Origin of the sequence: Streptomyces sp. NPDC005962, assembly GCF_040629205.1 — a bacterium.
Lineage (GTDB): Bacteria > Actinomycetota > Actinomycetes > Streptomycetales > Streptomycetaceae > Streptomyces.
Genome location: NZ_JBEXVE010000043.1, coordinates 52,441 through 67,988, shown reverse-complemented (window position 1 = coordinate 67,988; position 15,548 = coordinate 52,441). Strand labels below are relative to the sequence as shown.

12 protein-coding genes are annotated in these 15,548 nt (G+C 71.6%); 4 read left to right on the top strand and 8 right to left on the bottom strand.

The window, feature by feature from the left end; genetic code table 11:
• Positions 1-19 precede the first annotated feature (19 nt).
• The 6 genes from ABZ370_RS40960 to ABZ370_RS40935 all read right to left on the bottom strand — a co-directional run bounded on the left by ABZ370_RS40960 (position 20) and on the right by ABZ370_RS40935 (position 8,483).
• Complete coding sequence (locus tag ABZ370_RS40960) at positions 20-670, bottom strand: TetR family transcriptional regulator C-terminal domain-containing protein (protein WP_358632618.1); 651 nt, start codon at positions 668-670, stop codon at positions 20-22.
• Positions 667-2,673 (bottom strand): CocE/NonD family hydrolase, encoded by a 2,007-nt coding sequence (locus tag ABZ370_RS40955; protein WP_358632615.1) that lies wholly within the window; start codon positions 2,671-2,673, stop codon positions 667-669. The genes ABZ370_RS40960 and ABZ370_RS40955 overlap by 4 nt, the downstream gene beginning before the upstream one ends.
• A 611-nt stretch (positions 2,674-3,284) precedes the next feature.
• Positions 3,285-4,991, bottom strand: a complete 1,707-nt coding sequence (locus tag ABZ370_RS40950) for an ABC transporter ATP-binding protein (protein ID WP_358632613.1) — start codon at positions 4,989-4,991, stop codon at positions 3,285-3,287.
• Entirely contained in the window at positions 4,991-5,905 is a 915-nt protein-coding gene (locus ABZ370_RS40945) for an ABC transporter permease (protein WP_358632610.1), read from the bottom strand. The genes ABZ370_RS40950 and ABZ370_RS40945 overlap by 1 nt, the downstream gene beginning before the upstream one ends.
• Positions 5,902-6,861: an ABC transporter permease gene (locus ABZ370_RS40940; RefSeq protein ID WP_358632607.1), complete on the bottom strand. Its 960-nt coding sequence runs from the start codon at positions 6,859-6,861 to the stop codon at positions 5,902-5,904. The genes ABZ370_RS40945 and ABZ370_RS40940 overlap by 4 nt, the downstream gene beginning before the upstream one ends.
• A gap of 5 nt (positions 6,862-6,866) precedes the next feature.
• Positions 6,867-8,483, bottom strand: coding sequence for an ABC transporter substrate-binding protein (locus ABZ370_RS40935; protein ID WP_358632604.1), 1,617 nt, complete (start codon positions 8,481-8,483; stop codon positions 6,867-6,869).
• A 316-nt stretch (positions 8,484-8,799) separates the two neighbouring features.
• On the opposite strand from ABZ370_RS40935, the gene ABZ370_RS40930 reads away from it, so the two are divergent.
• Together ABZ370_RS40930 and ABZ370_RS40925 are read left to right on the top strand one after the other, a co-directional pair.
• Positions 8,800-10,011, top strand: coding sequence for a pyridoxal phosphate-dependent aminotransferase (locus ABZ370_RS40930; RefSeq protein ID WP_358632678.1), 1,212 nt, complete (start codon positions 8,800-8,802; stop codon positions 10,009-10,011).
• 101 nt (positions 10,012-10,112) lie between these two features.
• The gene (locus ABZ370_RS40925; RefSeq protein ID WP_358632602.1) at positions 10,113-10,523 is read left to right on the top strand and encodes a hypothetical protein; all 411 of its coding nucleotides are present in this window, start codon (positions 10,113-10,115) and stop codon (positions 10,521-10,523) included.
• Positions 10,524-10,617: 94 nt separating this feature from the next.
• On the opposite strand, the gene ABZ370_RS40920 is transcribed toward ABZ370_RS40925, so the two are convergent.
• Both ABZ370_RS40920 and ABZ370_RS40915 read right to left on the bottom strand, forming a co-directional pair.
• Positions 10,618-11,808, bottom strand: coding sequence for a mandelate racemase/muconate lactonizing enzyme family protein (locus tag ABZ370_RS40920; RefSeq protein WP_358632599.1), 1,191 nt, complete (start codon positions 11,806-11,808; stop codon positions 10,618-10,620).
• Positions 11,809-12,034: 226 nt separating this feature from the next.
• Positions 12,035-13,873: a phosphoenolpyruvate carboxykinase (GTP) gene (locus tag ABZ370_RS40915; RefSeq protein ID WP_358632596.1), complete on the bottom strand. Its 1,839-nt coding sequence runs from the start codon at positions 13,871-13,873 to the stop codon at positions 12,035-12,037.
• A gap of 254 nt (positions 13,874-14,127) precedes the next feature.
• On the opposite strand from ABZ370_RS40915, the gene ABZ370_RS40910 reads away from it, so the two are divergent.
• Together ABZ370_RS40910 and ABZ370_RS40905 are read left to right on the top strand one after the other, a co-directional pair.
• Positions 14,128-14,826 carry a hemolysin III family protein gene (locus tag ABZ370_RS40910; protein WP_358632593.1) on the top strand — a complete coding sequence of 233 codons (699 nt, stop codon included), beginning with the start codon at positions 14,128-14,130 and terminating at the stop codon, positions 14,824-14,826.
• A gap of 20 nt (positions 14,827-14,846) precedes the next feature.
• Positions 14,847-15,470 carry a TetR family transcriptional regulator gene (locus ABZ370_RS40905; RefSeq protein WP_358632591.1) on the top strand — a complete coding sequence of 208 codons (624 nt, stop codon included), beginning with the start codon at positions 14,847-14,849 and terminating at the stop codon, positions 15,468-15,470.
• Positions 15,471-15,548 lie beyond the last annotated feature (78 nt).

Genomic DNA, 15,548 nt, shown 5'->3' with positions numbered 1-15,548 from the left:
GCGCCGCCCAGGCGCCCGCTCAGCCGCCCAGCTCCGCCTCCGCGAAGCGCCGCAGATGCCGTCGCGCGTCCTCGACGCTCAGGGCCGGGACCTGCCGCAGCCGCCGCAACGCCAGCCCATCCGCCAGCGCCGAGAAGCGCAAGGTGAAGTCGGCCGGGTCGGCGCAGCGGAAGTCGCCCTCGGCGCAGCCCCGCTCCACCAGCGACCGGATCTCGCCGTGCCAGCTCTCGTACCGCTCGGCCGCCCCGCGGGCGAACGTCTCGTCGCGCTCGCCCGCGTTCCAGTAGTCGAACCACATCCGCCAGTGCCGGTCCGTGTCGTCCGTGAAGAGCGCGTCGATGAGCAGCCACAGCCCCTCCGCGCCGCTGGTGGCGTGGTCGGCGGTCTCGGTGAGGGCGGCGTAGTAGCGCTCGATGTGCAGGACCATCGCCTCGGAGAGGACTTCCTGCACGCTGTCGAAGTGGTACGTGACGGTGCCGACCGAGACCCCCGCCGCGGCGGCGACCTCGCGCACCCCGACCCCCGCGGTGCCCCGCTCCGCGATCAGCGGAACGGCGGCCTCCACGATCAGTCGGCGCCGTACCTCGGTCGGCTGCCGGGTACGGGCCGAGGCGGCGACGGCGCGGCGGGCGGGGCGGCGTTCGGAGGGGCGCTCGGACGAGGGTGTCACGCGGATGTCCTCGGGATGGTGTGCTGCCATGCGCGGTTGGCCACTGTCTCTCCGTTCGCCCGTGCTTCGACGCTGCTGTCCATGATGAATTCCTCCGCCGTGGCGCGCAGTTCGGTCGTGGTGTGGATCTCCGCGTCCCAGCCGTCGCGCCGCAGCCGGATGGTCCACCGCGAGCTTGCCACGGCCGACAGCGGGTCGCCGGAGCGGATGCGGTAGGTCTCGCGGGCGCTCTCCTCGTACCGCAGGCCGTCCGGATACGTTCGCGAACCGCCGTAGTTGGGGTCCACGTCCAGCACCCACTCCCCTGTGGCGACGTCGTGGGTGACGACGCGTTCGGGGCGGGGCTCGGCGGGCGTCTCCACGGTCACGGCCAGCGGCGGGGCCTGCTCGGGCTCCTCGAAGACGATCGGCGCGCGCGAGGCGTCCCCGGACGGGTCCCGTACCGGCAGCAGCAGCGCGCTCTCCGCGGGCCGTACGGTGAGCTGTCCGCGTTCGCCGTGCGGCCAGACCCACGGCCAGTACGCGTCGGAGACGGCGACCCGGACGCGGTGGCCGGGCGGGAAGGCGTAGCCGGTCCCGTTCAGCTCGAACTCGACGTCCTCGTCACGCCCCGGCTCCCACTCCACGGCCTTGTCCCGGCCGTGCCGCGACATCAGGTTGAGCACCCCTCGGGTGACGAGGGTGGACGAGCCGTCCGGCGCCACGTCGCAGACGCGCGCGATGACATGGGCGCGCCGGGTCGCGCTGTCGAGCCGCAGCCGTACCCGGGGGCGGCCCAGGATCTCCACCCGCTCCTCCAGCGGCGCCGAGTCGAAGCAGACCGAGCGGCCGTCCTCCTCGCGCTGGTCCGGCGGCAGATCGGTGGCGTTGCCGAACGGGAAGTAGCGGCCCGCGTCGAGCCCGGTGTGCGCCGGCGACCGCACGATCACGGGTTCCGTGCCGCCGCCGAGCGGGCGCGTCTCCCAGGTCACGGACGGGGCGGGCCAGGCGTCGTCGCCGACCCAGCGGCCGGGCATGGTGTCGTACGAGGTGGCGGGCGGCACCGGATCGTTGATCCAGGCGCGCAGCAGCGGCTCGTCCATGACGCCCGTGTCGTCGTCCTTGAGCCAGTGGTCCCACCAGCGCAGCGTCTCCTGGAGGAACCCGATCGCCGGGCCCGGCGGCAGTCCCCGGTCCGGGTACTGGTGCGACCAGGGGCCGATCAGCCCGCGTACCGGCGCGTCGAGGTGCTCCACCAGGCGCAGCACGGTGTCCCGGTACGGATCGGCCCAGCCGCCGACCGCGAGGACGGCGGCGTCGACCGCCGCGTAGTCCTCGCAGACGCTGCCGTGCCGCCAGTACGCGTCGCGCTCCTGGTGCGCGAGCCAGGTGTGCAGATACGGCTCCAGCGCGTCGAGCCGCTCCCGCCACATCGGCAGCCAGCGGTCCTCGCCGACGGAGGTGGGGTGCGGGGGGCGGGCGGTGAACGCCAGCATCGTGCCCGCCCAGGCGAGCATGTCGATGCCGAGGACGGCGCCGCCGATGTAGTGAACGTCGTTGTCGTAACGGTCGTCCGCGGAGCAGACGGTGACGATCGCCTTCAGCGGCTCGGGGCGCAGGGCGGCGATCTGCAGCGAGTTGAACCCGCCCCAGGAGATCCCGAACATCCCTACCTTGCCGGTGCACCACGGCTGTTCGGCCAGCCAGTTGACGACGTCCACGCCGTCCGCCAGCTCGGTCGCGTCGTACTCGTCGCGCATCACGCCCTCGGAGTCGCCGCTGCCGCGCAGGTCGACCCGTACGGAGGCGTAGCCGTGCCCGGCGTACCAGGGGTGACGCTGGGCGTCGCGGGGCGCGGTCCAGTCGCTCTTGCGGTACGGGAGGTATTCCAGCAGGGCGGGGACGGGGGCGGCCGCCGCGTCCACCGGCCGCCAGATCCGGGCGTGCAGCCGCGTCCCGTCGCGGGTCGGAATCCATACGTCCTCGACCCGCACCTCACGGTCGAACGATTCGCGGTACCTCACGTGTCTCCTTACCTAGCGTGCTGTCTACGCCTGCGGCGGGCCATTCCCCCACCCCGCCCCTTCCCGAAAACCGGGGCTCCGCCCCGGCCCCCGCTCCTCAAACGCCGGAGGGGCTGGGGGTGGGGCATCTCCGCCCCTGGACCCCGCTCCTCAAACGCCGGAGGGGCTGGAGGTGGGGCATCTCCAGCCCCGGACCCCGCTCCTCGAACGCCGGCGAGGCTGGAGGTGGGGCACATCTGCCCCGGCCCCACTCCGCAAACACCGGAGAGGCTGGACGGCGGACCCGTCCGCACCGCCCCCACTCCGCAAACGCCAGAGGGGTTCGAAGGCGGACTCGTCCGCACCACCCCCAGCCCGCGACTCCGGGGGCAAAGCCCGGCAGCCCCGACCGGGGCTCCGCCCCAGGCCCCCGCTTCCCCGAAGGGGCGGACGTACCCCACAGGTTGTGGGCAATCGTTCCGCCGGGGGGCACCTCCCAGCGGTAGCTGGGGGAGGAACGGGTGGGCACAACCCGGCCACCGGCCCGCACCCGGCGACGACACCTCAAGGGGCACCCCCGCGTCCGGGGGTCCGGGGCCGCGCCCCGGTTTCGGGGAGGGGCGGGGTGGGGGCTAACCATCCGACGGCCGCCAGCGGCGCACCCGGTGGGCGTCGCCCAGCTCGTCCCAGACCTCACCCGGCTCGGCGGCATCGGCCCAATCGTCGGCCGCCCCGGCAGGGGCCACCGCATCCGGATCGGGCTCCAGCGCGGCGGCCATCAACTGCCGCGTATACGGGTGCCCGGGAGCGGCGAAGACCGCATCCGTGGGCCCCTCCTCCACCACCACGCCGTGCCGCAGCACCACCACCCGATCGGCGATCCCCCGCACCACCGCCAGGTCATGGCTGATGAAAAGGCAGGCCAGCGACCGCTCCCGGCGCAGATCGTCCAGCAGCCGCAGCACATCGGCCTGCACGGACACATCCAGCGCCGTGGTGATCTCGTCCGCGATCAGCACATCCGGCTCACCGGCCAGCGCCCGCGCGATGCCGATGCGCTGCCGCTGGCCGCCGGAGAGCTGCGCGGGGAGCCGGTCGGCGAAGTCCGGGTCGAGGCGGACGTCGGAGATGAGGCGGCGGGCGCGCGAGGCCGCCTCGTCACGCGAGGCCGCGGCGCCGAAGAAGCGCAGGGGCCGCCGCACCGCGTCCCCCACCGAACGGCGCGGATTCAGCGACGTATCGGCGTTCTGGAAGACGAGCTGGATCTTGCGCCGCAGCGCGAGCGGACGCCGCCGCGCGGACGCGCCCAGGTCCCCGGCCTCGTGGGCCATCGAACCGCCCGAGGGCGCCCGCAGTCCGGCCAGCGCCCAGGCGAGCGTGGACTTGCCGCTGCCGGACTCGCCGACCAGCGCCAGGACTTCGCCCCGCCGCACCTGGAAGGAGACGCCGTCGACGGCCCGGGACGAGCCGTAGTCGATCGTCACATCCCGTACGTCGACCGACGGAGCCGCGTCGTCCGGCACCGGCCGCTTGGGACGGACCTCCCGCGTGCCGTCCTCGCCGACGAGGGCGAGCCCGGTGTCCGTCAGCCGGGGCACGCTGGCGAGCAGGCGGCGGGTGTACGGGTCGGCGGGGGCGGCGAAGAGCCGCCGGGTGGGGGCGGCTTCGACGACCCGGCCCGACCGGAGTACGCACACCTCGTCGGCCATCCGCGCGACGACGCCCAGGTCATGGCTGACAAGAACCGCCGCGAGGCCGAGTTCGTCGCGCAGGGAGCCGACCAGGTCCAGCACGGAGCGCTGGGTGAGGACGTCGAGCCCGGTAGTGGGCTCGTCCAGGACGAGCACCTGGGGCCGGGTGGCGATGGCCATGGCGATGGCGACGCGCTGCTGCTGGCCGCCGGAGAGCTCGTGCGGGTAGCGGCGGGCGAGCTCGGCGGGGCGCGGCAGCCGCACCTGTTCGAGCAGGTCGGTGACGGGAACCGCACCTCCCGCCTCGGCGATCTGCCGCCCGACGCGCATGGAGGGCGTGAGGGCCTGGCCCGCGTTCTGGGCGATCATCGCGACCGTTCCGCCGCGCAGCCGCCGCAGCTCCCGCGCCGGGAGGGCGAAGACGTCCCGCCCGTCGACGCGCACCGTGCCCCCCGTGAGCCGCGAACCGTGCCGCAGATGGCCGAGCAGCGTGGCGGCGACGGTGGACTTGCCGCTGCCGGACTCGCCGACGAGGGCGAGGGTGCGGCCGGGCGGCAGCTCGAAGGAGACATCGTCGACGACGGGAACGTCCCGTCCGGCCGAACGATAGGCGACGCCCAGCCCCGCCACGGAAACGATGGCGCTCATCAGGACCCCTCCCGGATGCGGTCGACGCCCCACGCCTTGGAGAGCCCGTCGGCGGCGAGGTTGAGCCCGACGACGAGCGTGGCCAGGGCGATGATCGGCGCGAGGCTGGCCATCGGCACGACGGTGATGGCGGTGCGGTTCTCGGACACCATGAGCCCCCAGTCGGGCGTGGGCGGGTCGGCGCCGAAGCCGAGGAAGGACAGCGACGAGATCAGCAGCACGACCCACGAGGCGCGCATGGCGAACTCGACGCACACCACGTCGGTGATGTTGGGCAGCACCTCGCGCCGCAGGATCGCCCAGGTGCCCTCGCCCCGGGCGCGCGCGGCCGTGACGTAGTCCTGCGGGACGACGGCGAGCGCGGCGCCCCGTACGACCCGCACCACCTGCGGCACGCAGATGACGCCGATGGCCAGCACGATGACCCCGGAGCCGGTGCCCAGCGCGGTGACGATGACCAGCAGGACGAGGATCGCGGGGATGGACAGCACCGCGTCCAGGACGCGCATCAGCAGGTCGTCCAGCCAGCCGCCGCGCAGCGCGGCCGCGCAGCCGAGGACGGTGCCCAGCGCGAGCGTGAGGAGGGTCGCGGTGACGGAGACGCCGAGCGCGTACCGCCCGCCGTACAGCACCCGGGTCAGCACGTCGCGCCCGTACTGGTCGGTGCCCGCCCAGTGGTCGGCGCTCGGCCCGAGCAGCGCGTGCGCGGCGTCGCCGGTGGTGGGGTGGTACGGGGTGAGCAGCGGGGCGAGCAGCGCGATCACGAGGTGGACGGCGACGATCGCGAGCCCGATGGCGGCGGGGCGGGAGGTGCGTATGGTGCGCCAGACGCGGGCGGCGGCGCCGGGAGCCCCCGACCGGGCGGGCGGCGGCGCGGGAACGGGTGCCTCGGCAGGCGTCTTCAGCACGCTCATCGGACACTCCCTCCTCGGGTGCGGAGCTTGGGGTTGAGGGCCATGGAGCCGAGGTCGGCGGCGAGGTTGCAGATGACGTAGACGACCGCGCTGATGAGGGCGATGGCCTGGATGACGGGCAGGTCGCGGTTCTGCACGGAGGTGAGGAGCAGCTTGCCGATGCCGGGGTAGTTGAAGACGTTCTCGACGACGGCGACGCCGCCCACCAGCCACGCCACGTTGAGCGCGATCACATGGAGGGTGGGCAGCAGGGCGCCGGGCAGCGCGTGCCGGGTGACCACGCGCCAGGTGGACAGCCCCTTGAGGCGGGCGGTGGTGACGTATTCGCTCGCCATGACGTCGATGACCGACGTACGGGCCATCCGCACGATGTACGCGGCCATCACGATCGCGAGCGACGCGGCGGGCAGCCAGACGGCGGGGAGCAGCTGCCCGACCCCGGCGCCCGGCCCGTACAGCACCACGGCGGGCAGCACGGGGACGGTGACGGAGAACGCGAGCACCAGCAGGGTGGCCACGACGAACTCGGGGATGGACATCCCGACCAGGCTGACCGTGGAGATCACATGGTCGGGCCAGCGGTCGCGGTAGAGCCCGGCGAGGACGCCGAGGACGAGCGAGCCGGTGACCGCGAAGAGGACGGTGACGACGGCGATCAGGGCGGAGTTGCCAAGGTACTGGGCGACCTCGCCGCCCACCGGCTTGGTGGTGACCAGCGAGGTGCCGAAGTCGCCGTGCAGGGCGCCCTTGATCCAGTCGAAATAGCGCTCCCAGGCGGGCTGGTCGAGCCCCATCTGCTTGCGCAGCGCGGCGACCGCGTCGGGGGTGGCGTCCTTGCCGAGCACCTGGGTGGCGACGTCGCCGGGCAGCGCCTGGACGGCCAGGAAGACCATCACGGAGGAGAGCAGCAGGGTGCCGAACGCGGCGACGACGCGGCGGACGATGAAGGTGAACACGCCTCTCACGCCCCCTTCAGGCCGATGCCGAGGTAGTCGAACTCGAAGCCGTGCTCGGCGTAGCCGCGCACCTTCCGGGAGATGCCGGTGAGCCGGTCGGCGAACATCGGGGTCATCGCCCCGCCCCGTTCGATCACCAGGGTCTGCGCCTGCCCGTACAGCTCGCGGCGGCGGCCCTCGTCGGTCTCGCGGCGGGCCCGGTCGAGGAGCGCGTCGAACTCCTTGTCCGACCAGGCGGTCTCGTTGTAGGAGGAGCCGCTGCGGAAGACCTGGTTGAGGAGTTGGTCGACGGGGCGCCCGGTGTACCAGTAGGTGGCCATGAGCGGCTTCTTCATCCAGATCTGGGTGTAGTACGAGTCGGCGGCCGCGGTTTTGACCCGGGCCCGGATACCGGCGCGGGCCGCGGACTCCTGGTAGGCGAGGGCCATGGGCGTGAAGATCGGGTCGTAGGAGGACGTGTAGAGGTCCACCGCCAGGCCCTCGTGCCCGGCCCGTTTCAGCAGATGGCGCGCCTGCTCGGGGTCGTGGGCGGGGTGGGCGCCGATGTGGGTGGGGTCGTTCGGCGGTACGGGGTTGTCCCAGCCGAGCGTGCCCGCGCCCTGGAGGGCGACCCGCCGGATGTGCTCGGGGTCGTAGGCGAGCTTCATGGCCTGCCGGACGCGCACGTCGGTGAAGGGCTTCTCGGTGGTGAGCATCGGCAGCACGTACCACTGCGCGTTCTTGGAGCGGGCGATGGTGGCGCGGCTGGAGGCGGCGACGACACGGGCGGTGGCGAAGTCGAGGTTGGTCTGGGAGAGCAGATCGACCTGCCCGGCGAGCAGGGCGTTGGCCCGCGCCTGCATATCGGCGACGGAGAAGAAGTCGATGGCGTCCAGCACCGGGCGCCCGGCCCAGTGGTCCCCGTACGCCACGACCCGGCCGGGTCCGGCGGAGGTGAAGGAGACCAGCTTGAAGGGGCCCGTACCGATGCCGGTGCGGCCGATGGACTTGGCGCTGCCGTCGGGGACGACGTAGCAGTTGTAGTGCGTGAGCAGGCTGGGGAACTCGGCGTGCGGGCTCTTCAGCGGGATCACGAGGGTGTGCGGGTCGGGGGTACGCAGCTTCTTCGGGTCGACGAGCGGGGCGAGCACCGGGCCCTGCGGGGAGGCCGTCGCGGTGGCCAGGATGTGCCGCAGCGTGTAGGCGGCGTCGGCGGAGGTGAAGGCGGAGCCGTCGTGGAAGGTGACGCCGCGGCGGAGCCGGAAGGTCCAGGTGCGCGCCGCGTCGTCGGGCTCCCAGGACTCGGCGAGGTCGGGGGCGACCTTGCCGTCCTCGCCGACCCGGACGAGCCGGTTGTAGAGGGCGCCGAGGTATTCGTACGCGGACAGCGCGCTCGCCGGGTCCAGGGTCTCGGCGTCGGAGGCGGGCGGCCGGGCGATGCGCAGGGTGCCCCCGCGGTCGGGGCGTCCGGCGGGGCCGCGGCTGGGCACGGCCTCGGCCGGGGACGCGGACGCGGCGCCCGAGCAGCCGGTCAGGAGGGCGGACCCGGCGAGGGCACCGCCGCCCGCGGCCGCGGCGGCCAGCACCGACCGCCGCGGTATCCCGGACACTCCGGGGTCTGTTCGGAGGGAGGTCTCGGACATGGACGGGGGCACCTTCGGTTCGAGGCCCGGTTCGCCTCGGGGGCGTCTCGGTCGCGCCCCTTCGGCTCAGCGCGCCGACGCGATTCGTTCGGCTGAACGATTGGGTGAGGTGCGTGAACGATAGCCACCCGTTCCCGCCAGGCCAACCCTTCGTTCGCGGAAATTAACGGGGTTAACACACTTGTTATCGACCGGCGCGGAGGGGGCGCGATGCGCTCGGCGCGGCCGGGGAGCGCTCCCGCACCCCCTCCCGTACACCGTCCACGTGGTGAAAAACACCGAGCGTGGCGGGATACGCCGCCGTAAGGTGGCCGACATGCAGGTGATCCAGTCCACGAAGCTCGCCAACGTCTGCTACGAAATCCGTGGCCCGGTCCTTGAGGAGGCGATGCGACTGGAGGCAGCGGGGCACCGCATCCTCAAGCTCAACACCGGCAACCCGGCCACCTTCGGCTTCGACTGCCCGCCGGAGATCCTCGAGGACATGCTGCGCAACCTCGGCGACGCCCATGGCTACGGCGACGCCAAGGGGCTGCTCTCCGCCCGGCGCGCGGTGATGCAGCACTACCAGACCCAGGGCATCCACCTCGACGTCGAGGACGTCTTCCTCGGCAACGGCGTCTCCGAGCTGATCCAGATGTCGATGCAGGGGCTGCTGGACGACGGCGACGAGGTCCTCGTCCCCTCCCCCGACTATCCGCTGTGGACCGCCTCGGTCTCGCTCGCCGGCGGCACCGCCGTCCACTACCGCTGCGACGAGCAGGCGGACTGGCTGCCGGACCTCGCCGACATCGAGCGCAAGGTGACCGACCGCACCAAGGCGATCGTCATCATCAACCCGAACAACCCGACGGGCGCCGTCTACAGCGAAGAGGTGCTGCGCGGCATCACCGACATCGCCCGCCGCCACCAGCTGATCATCTGCTCCGACGAGATCTACGACAAGATCCTCTACGACGACGCCACCCACACCCCGACCGCCGTCATCGCCCCGGACCTGCTGACGCTGACGTTCAACGGGCTCTCCAAGGCCTACCGCGTCGCGGGCTACCGCAGCGGCTGGCTCGCGGTCTGCGGCCCCAAGGCCCACGCCTCCAGCTATCTGGAGGGGCTGACGATCCTGGCCAACATGCGGCTGTGCGCCAACATGCCCGCACAGCACGCGGTGGCCACCGCCCTCGGCGGCCGTCAGTCGATCAACGACCTGGTGCTCCCGGGCGGGCGGCTGCTGGAGCAGCGCGACACGGCGTACGAGCTGCTGACCCAGATCCCGGGCGTGAGCTGCGTGAAGCCGAAGGGCGCGCTGTACGCGTTCCCGAAGCTGGACCCCAAGGTCTACAAGATCAAGGACGACCGGCAGATGGTGCTCGACCTGCTGCGGGCCGAGAAGATCATGATCGTGCACGGCACGGGCTTCAACTGGCCGGAACCGGACCACTTCCGCATCGTCACCCTCCCGGCGAAGAAGGACCTGGCCGAAGCGGTGACCCGGATCGGGAACTTCCTCGACGGATACAGCCAGCCCTGACCCGCCGCCGGGCCGGATTTCCGTGGCCGGATGTCTGTAGAGGGCTCAACTTTAGACTGCGTCTAAGTTAGGATGGCCTCCTGAACGTTTGGAGGCCCTCCATGTACGAGCCGATCCGCACCAAGTCGGTCCACACCATGGCCGCGCCCGAGCCGGATTTCCCGCATCGCTCCCGCGAGGAGGAGCTGGACATCCGGCTCGCCGGACATCTGACCGCGCTGCTGACCGTGACCGACGAACTGCGCACCCTCACCCCGGGCCCGGCCCTGGACGAGGCCGCCGAGCACCTTGCCGACCAGGTCGTACGGCTGCGCGACGGCCGCGCCCCGCTGCGCGCCGCCCCCACCACGGCCGACGCCGACCCGGCCCATGTCGCCGCCCTCCACCAGCGCGCCCACACCCTGGCGGGCTGGGCCCTGGTCACCGCCACCTCGCGCGACGACGCGGCGGCCACCGCGCTGACCGCCGAGCGTCTGGAGGCGCATGCGGCGGCGCTGAGCATCGCCGCCTGAAGCCCGGGTACGCCCTGGGCAACCCCGGGCAGCCCCGGGTATCCGCTCCAGGGCGGCCCCGGGTATCCGCTCCAGGGCAGCCCCGGGCGTCCGCTCAGGCGCCTTCGCCGAAGCGGGCCGCCTCCTTCGTCCAGGCCGCCGCCTGATCGCTGAGCGAGAGGCCGAGACCGGCGCGGTCCGGGATGACCATGCGGCCGTCGCTCAGCTCCAGCCGCTCGTTGAACAGCGGCTCCAGCCACTCGAAGTGCTCGACCCACGCGGTGCGCGGGTAGGCCGCCGAGAGATGGACGTGGATCTCCATCGCGAAGTGCGGGGCGAGGCTGCGGCCCTTGTAGTCGGCGAGCGTCATGATCTGCAGGAACGGGGTGATGCCGCCGACCCGCGGGGCGTCGGGCTGCACGAAGTCGGAGGAGCCCGCCTCGATCAGCGCCGCGTGCTCATGCGCGCTGGTCAGCATCTCGCCGGTGGCTATGGGGGTGTCCAGAGTGGCGGCGAGGGCCGCGTGCCCCTCGGCGTCGTACGCGTCGAGCGGCTCCTCGATCCAGGTCAGGTCGAACTTCTCCAGCACCCGGCCGACCCGGGTCGCGGTGATCCGGTCCCACTGCTGGTTGGCGTCCACCATCAGCGGAACGCCGTCTCCCAGATGCTCCCGTACGGTCTCCACCCGGGCGAGGTCCACACGCCAGTCCGGCGAGCCCACCTTGAGCTTGATCCCCGCGACGCCCCGGGAGCGGGCCAGGTCGATGTTCTCCAGCACCTGTTCGATGGGCGTGGAGAGAAAACCGCCGGAGGTGTTGTAGACGCTGACCGCGTCCCGGTGGGCGCCCAGCAGCTTGGCCAGCGGCAGCCGGGCACGCCGGGCCTTGAGGTCCCACAGCGCGATGTCGAACGCGGCGACCGCCTGCACGGCGGCTCCGCTGCGGCCCATGGACGCGCCCGCCCACACCAGCTTGTTCCACAGCCGGCCGGTGTCGCTGGGGTCCTCGCCGATCAGCTCGGGCGCGATCTCCTGGGCGTGGGCGTACAGCGCGGGCCCACCGGCCCGCTTGGAGTAGCTGAAGCCCAGCCCCTGATGGCCGCCCTCGGTCCTGATCTCCGCGAAGAGGAAGGCCACTTCGGTGAGCGGCTTCTGCCTGCCGGTCAGCACCTTGGCGTCGCTGATGGGCGCGTGCAGCGGCAGGTACACCAGGGAGAGCCGGATCGCCGAGACCCGGTCGGTGCTCGCCTCACCTGGGGCGGAGGCGAAGGGCTTGAAGGCGACGGAATCACTGGGCGCGACACTCATGTGGTGCTCTCCTCGGCCATCGTGCTGGTGTCGAAGGCCTACCATCCGCCGCCGCCCCGAAAACCGCCGGGCGCCGACGTGTAGGGACTCTCCTCGATGACAGCCGACAACTACGCGCTGACAGCTGACATTCATGCGATAACAGCTGACAACTATGCGATTTCGTCAGCACAAAGGCCGGGGCCCGCACCACGTGGTGCGGGCCCCGGCCTCATGACCTGGCGGTTCAGCCCAGGCGCTGCACCAGCGCCCGGTACTCGTCCCACATCTCCTTCGGCGTGTGGTCACCGAAGGTGTTCAGGTGGTCCGGTACCAGCGCCGCCTCCTCGCGCCAGACCTCCTTGTCGACGCTGAGCAGCAGGTCGAGCGAGGCGTCGTCGAGGTCCAGGCCTTCGGTGTCGAGCGCGTCACGGGTGGGCAGCACGCCGATCGGGGTCTCGACCCCGTCGGCCTTGCCGTCCAGCCGGTCCACGATCCACTTCAGCACCCGGCTGTTCTCGCCGAAGCCCGGCCACACGAAGCGCCCGCCGGCGTCCTTGCGGAACCAGTTGACGTAGTAGATCTTCGGCAGCTTGGCCGCGGCCTCGGGGTCGGATTTCTTGCCGACCTCGACCCAGTGGGCCATGTAGTCGCCCATGTTGTAGCCGCAGAACGGCAGCATCGCGAACGGGTCGCGGCGCAGCTCACCGACCTTGCCCTCGGCGGCCGCGGTCTTCTCGCTGGCCACGTTCGCGCCGAGGAAGACGCCGTGCTGCCAGTCGAAGGACTCGGTGACGAGCGGGACCGCGCTGGCGCGGCGGCCGCCGAAGAGGATGGCCGAGATCGGCACGCCCTTGGGGTCCTCCCACTCGGGCGCGATGATCGGGCACTGTCCGGCGGGCACGGTGAAGCGGGCGTTGGGGTGGGCCGCGGGCGTCTCGCTCGCCGGGGTCCAGTCGTTGCCCTTCCAGTCGGTGAGGTGGGCGGGCGCCTCCTCGGTCATGCCCTCCCACCACACGTCGCCGTCGTCGGTGAGCGCGACGTTGGTGAAGACGGAGTTGCCCCACAGGGTCTTCATCGCGTTGGCGTTGGTGTGCTCACCGGTGCCGGGCGCGACGCCGAAGAAGCCCGCCTCGGGGTTGATCGCGTACAGCTGGCCGTCCTCGCCGAACTGCATCCAGGCGATGTCGTCGCCGATCGTCTCGACCGTCCAGCCGGGGATGGTCGGCTCCAGCATCGCGAGGTTGGTCTTGCCGCACGCACTCGGGAACGCCGCGGCGACGTACTTGGCCTCCCCGCGCGGCGGGGTGAGCTTGAGGATCAGCATGTGCTCGGCGAGCCAGCCCTCGTCACGCGCCATGACGGAGGCGATGCGCAGGGCGTAGCACTTCTTGCCGAGCAGCGCGTTGCCGCCGTAGCCGGAGCCGTACGACCAGATCTCCCGGGTCTCCGGGAAGTGCGAGATGTACTTGGTGCTGTTGCACGGCCACGGAACGTCGTCCTGGCCCGGCTCCAGCGGGGCGCCGAGGGTGTGGACGGCCTTCACGAAGAAGCCCTTGTCCCCCAGAACGTCGAGGACCTCCTGTCCCATGCGGGTCATGGTGCGCATGGAGGCGGCGACGTACGCGGAGTCGGTGATCTCGACGCCGATCGCGGACAGCGGCGATCCGAGCGGGCCCATGCAGAACGGGACGACGTACATGGTGCGGCCGCGCATCGAGCCCCGGAACACGCCCTGTTCGCCCGTGAAGATACGGCGCATCTCGGCGGGGTCTTTCCAGTGGTTCGTCGGACCCGCGTCCGCCTCCTTCTCGGAGCAGATGAAGGTGCGGTCCTCGACGCGCGCCACATCGCTGGGGTCGGAGGCCGCGTAGTACGAGTTGGGGCGCTTGATCGGGTCGAGACGTTTGAACGTGCCCTTCTCGACGAGCTGCGCACACAGACGGTCGTACTCCGACTCCGAACCGTCACACCACACCACTTCATCGGGCTGGGTGAGGGCGGCGATCTCGCCGACCCAGGAGATCAGTTCCTGGTGACCGGTCGGGGCCGTGGTGAGGGTTGAAGCCACATTGCTGGGCGCCACGATCGCTCCATCCCGCCGGAACCGCACTGCTCCGGCGTCTTGGTTTGAGGGTTTGGGCGAATGTGTGCACGCACATCCGCATATGGAGACAGCTACCCCTTGGGGGCTGCGACCCGGATGCTCAGCTCATCCGGTGCCGACCGCGCTCATTTGATCATCCGACGATGCGAGCCATCTGTCCAGTGGGCGCCTTCGTGACCATCACCACTCGACACGAACCGGTAACGTTCGGTGGTCTCGGTAGCATGAGCGCCATGACTGCAGCCGCGCCCGACGCCGCCGTTGACCAACCTCCAGGGCCCGAGGCAATTCCTCTCCCCCTCAAACCCATGCTGCGCGGCTGGCTGCACGCCGCCATGTTCCCCGCCGCGCTCATCGCCGGAGTGGTGCTCACCGCCCTCGCCGACAGCCCCCGCGGACGCGTCGCGTGCGCGATCTTCACCCTCACCGCCTGCGCGCTCTTCGGCACGAGCGCCCTGTACCACCGGGGCAATTGGGGCCCGCGCGCCACGGCGGTGCTGCGCCGCCTGGATCACGCCAATATTTTCCTGATCATCGCGGGCACCTATACGCCCTTCACGATGCTGCTCCTCCCGCACGGCAAACAGCAGATGCTGCTCTGGCTGGTGTGGGCCGGAGCGCTCGCCGGTATCGCGTTCCGGGTGTTCTGGGTCGGCGCCCCGCGCTGGCTCTACACCCCGTGCTACATCGCCCTGGGCTGGGCGGCGGTGTTCTTCCTGCCGGACTTCCTGCGCACCGGCGGCATCGCCGTCATGACACTGATCGTCGTCGGCGGCCTGCTCTACAGCGCGGGCGCGGTGATCTACGGAACGAAGCGCCCCAACCCCTCACCCCGCTGGTTCGGCTTCCACGAGGTGTTCCACTCGTTCACCCTCGCCGCCTTCGTCGTGCACTACGTCGGCATCTCGCTGGTTGCCTATCAGCACTCCTGACCGTCCGGCGGTACCCGACAATGATCGACATGGCCTCCGCACACACCACCCCCACCGGGCCCCGGCCCGGACTGCGCGAACGCAAGAAGATCCAGACCCGGCAGGCGATCCGGCGGGCCGCCTACCGGCTGTTCGCGGAACAGGGCTATGACGCGACCCCGGTGGACCGGATCGCGGAGGCCGCCGACGTCTCTCCCAGCACCGTCTTCCGCTACTTCCCCACCAAGGAGGACATCGTCCTCACGGACGAGTACGACGCGGCCATGGCCGCCGCGGTCCGCGACCGGCCGCTGGACGAGCCGCCGGTCTCCTCCCTGCGGCGCGTCCTGATCGACATGGCGCGGCAGCTCACCGATGACGAGCGCGAGGAGATGCTGACCCGCCTCACCCTGATGCGCCAGGTCCCGGCGCTGCGCGCCCGCATGGGCGCGGGCATGACCAAAACCGGCATCCTGCTGGGAGAGGTCCTGGCCGAGCGCAGCGGCCGGTCACCGGAGGACTTCGAGGTGCGGGTGCTCGTCGGAGCGGTCCTGGGCGCCCTCCAGGAAGCGGTCTACCACTGCTTCGACCACCACCGGGTGGAGGCCATGGAGGACAGCGTCGACCGCGCCCTTGGCATGCTCGCCCGAGGCCTGCCGCTGTAGCGCGCCGCGGCCGATTTCCCGGCGTCAGCCGCCGTCAGCCGGTCAGCCCGCGCCGCCAGCCGCTGTCAGCCGTCAGCC

Excerpts from the sequence above, each read along its gene's own strand:
- ABZ370_RS40950 (WP_358632613.1), bottom strand. The coding sequence starts at position 4,991 with ATGAGCGCCATCGTTTCCGTGGCGGGGCTGGGCGTCGCCTATCGTTCG.
- ABZ370_RS40945 (WP_358632610.1), bottom strand. The coding sequence starts at position 5,905 with ATGAGCGTGCTGAAGACGCCTGCCGAGGCACCCGTTCCCGCGCCGCCG.
- ABZ370_RS40935 (WP_358632604.1), bottom strand. The coding sequence starts at position 8,483 with ATGTCCGAGACCTCCCTCCGAACAGACCCCGGAGTGTCCGGGATACCG.
- ABZ370_RS40930 (WP_358632678.1), top strand. The coding sequence starts at position 8,800 with ATGCAGGTGATCCAGTCCACGAAGCTCGCCAACGTCTGCTACGAAATC.
- ABZ370_RS40925 (WP_358632602.1), top strand. The coding sequence starts at position 10,113 with ATGTACGAGCCGATCCGCACCAAGTCGGTCCACACCATGGCCGCGCCC.
- ABZ370_RS40920 (WP_358632599.1), bottom strand. The coding sequence starts at position 11,808 with ATGAGTGTCGCGCCCAGTGATTCCGTCGCCTTCAAGCCCTTCGCCTCC.
- ABZ370_RS40910 (WP_358632593.1), top strand. The coding sequence starts at position 14,128 with ATGACTGCAGCCGCGCCCGACGCCGCCGTTGACCAACCTCCAGGGCCC.
- ABZ370_RS40905 (WP_358632591.1), top strand. The coding sequence starts at position 14,847 with ATGATCGACATGGCCTCCGCACACACCACCCCCACCGGGCCCCGGCCC.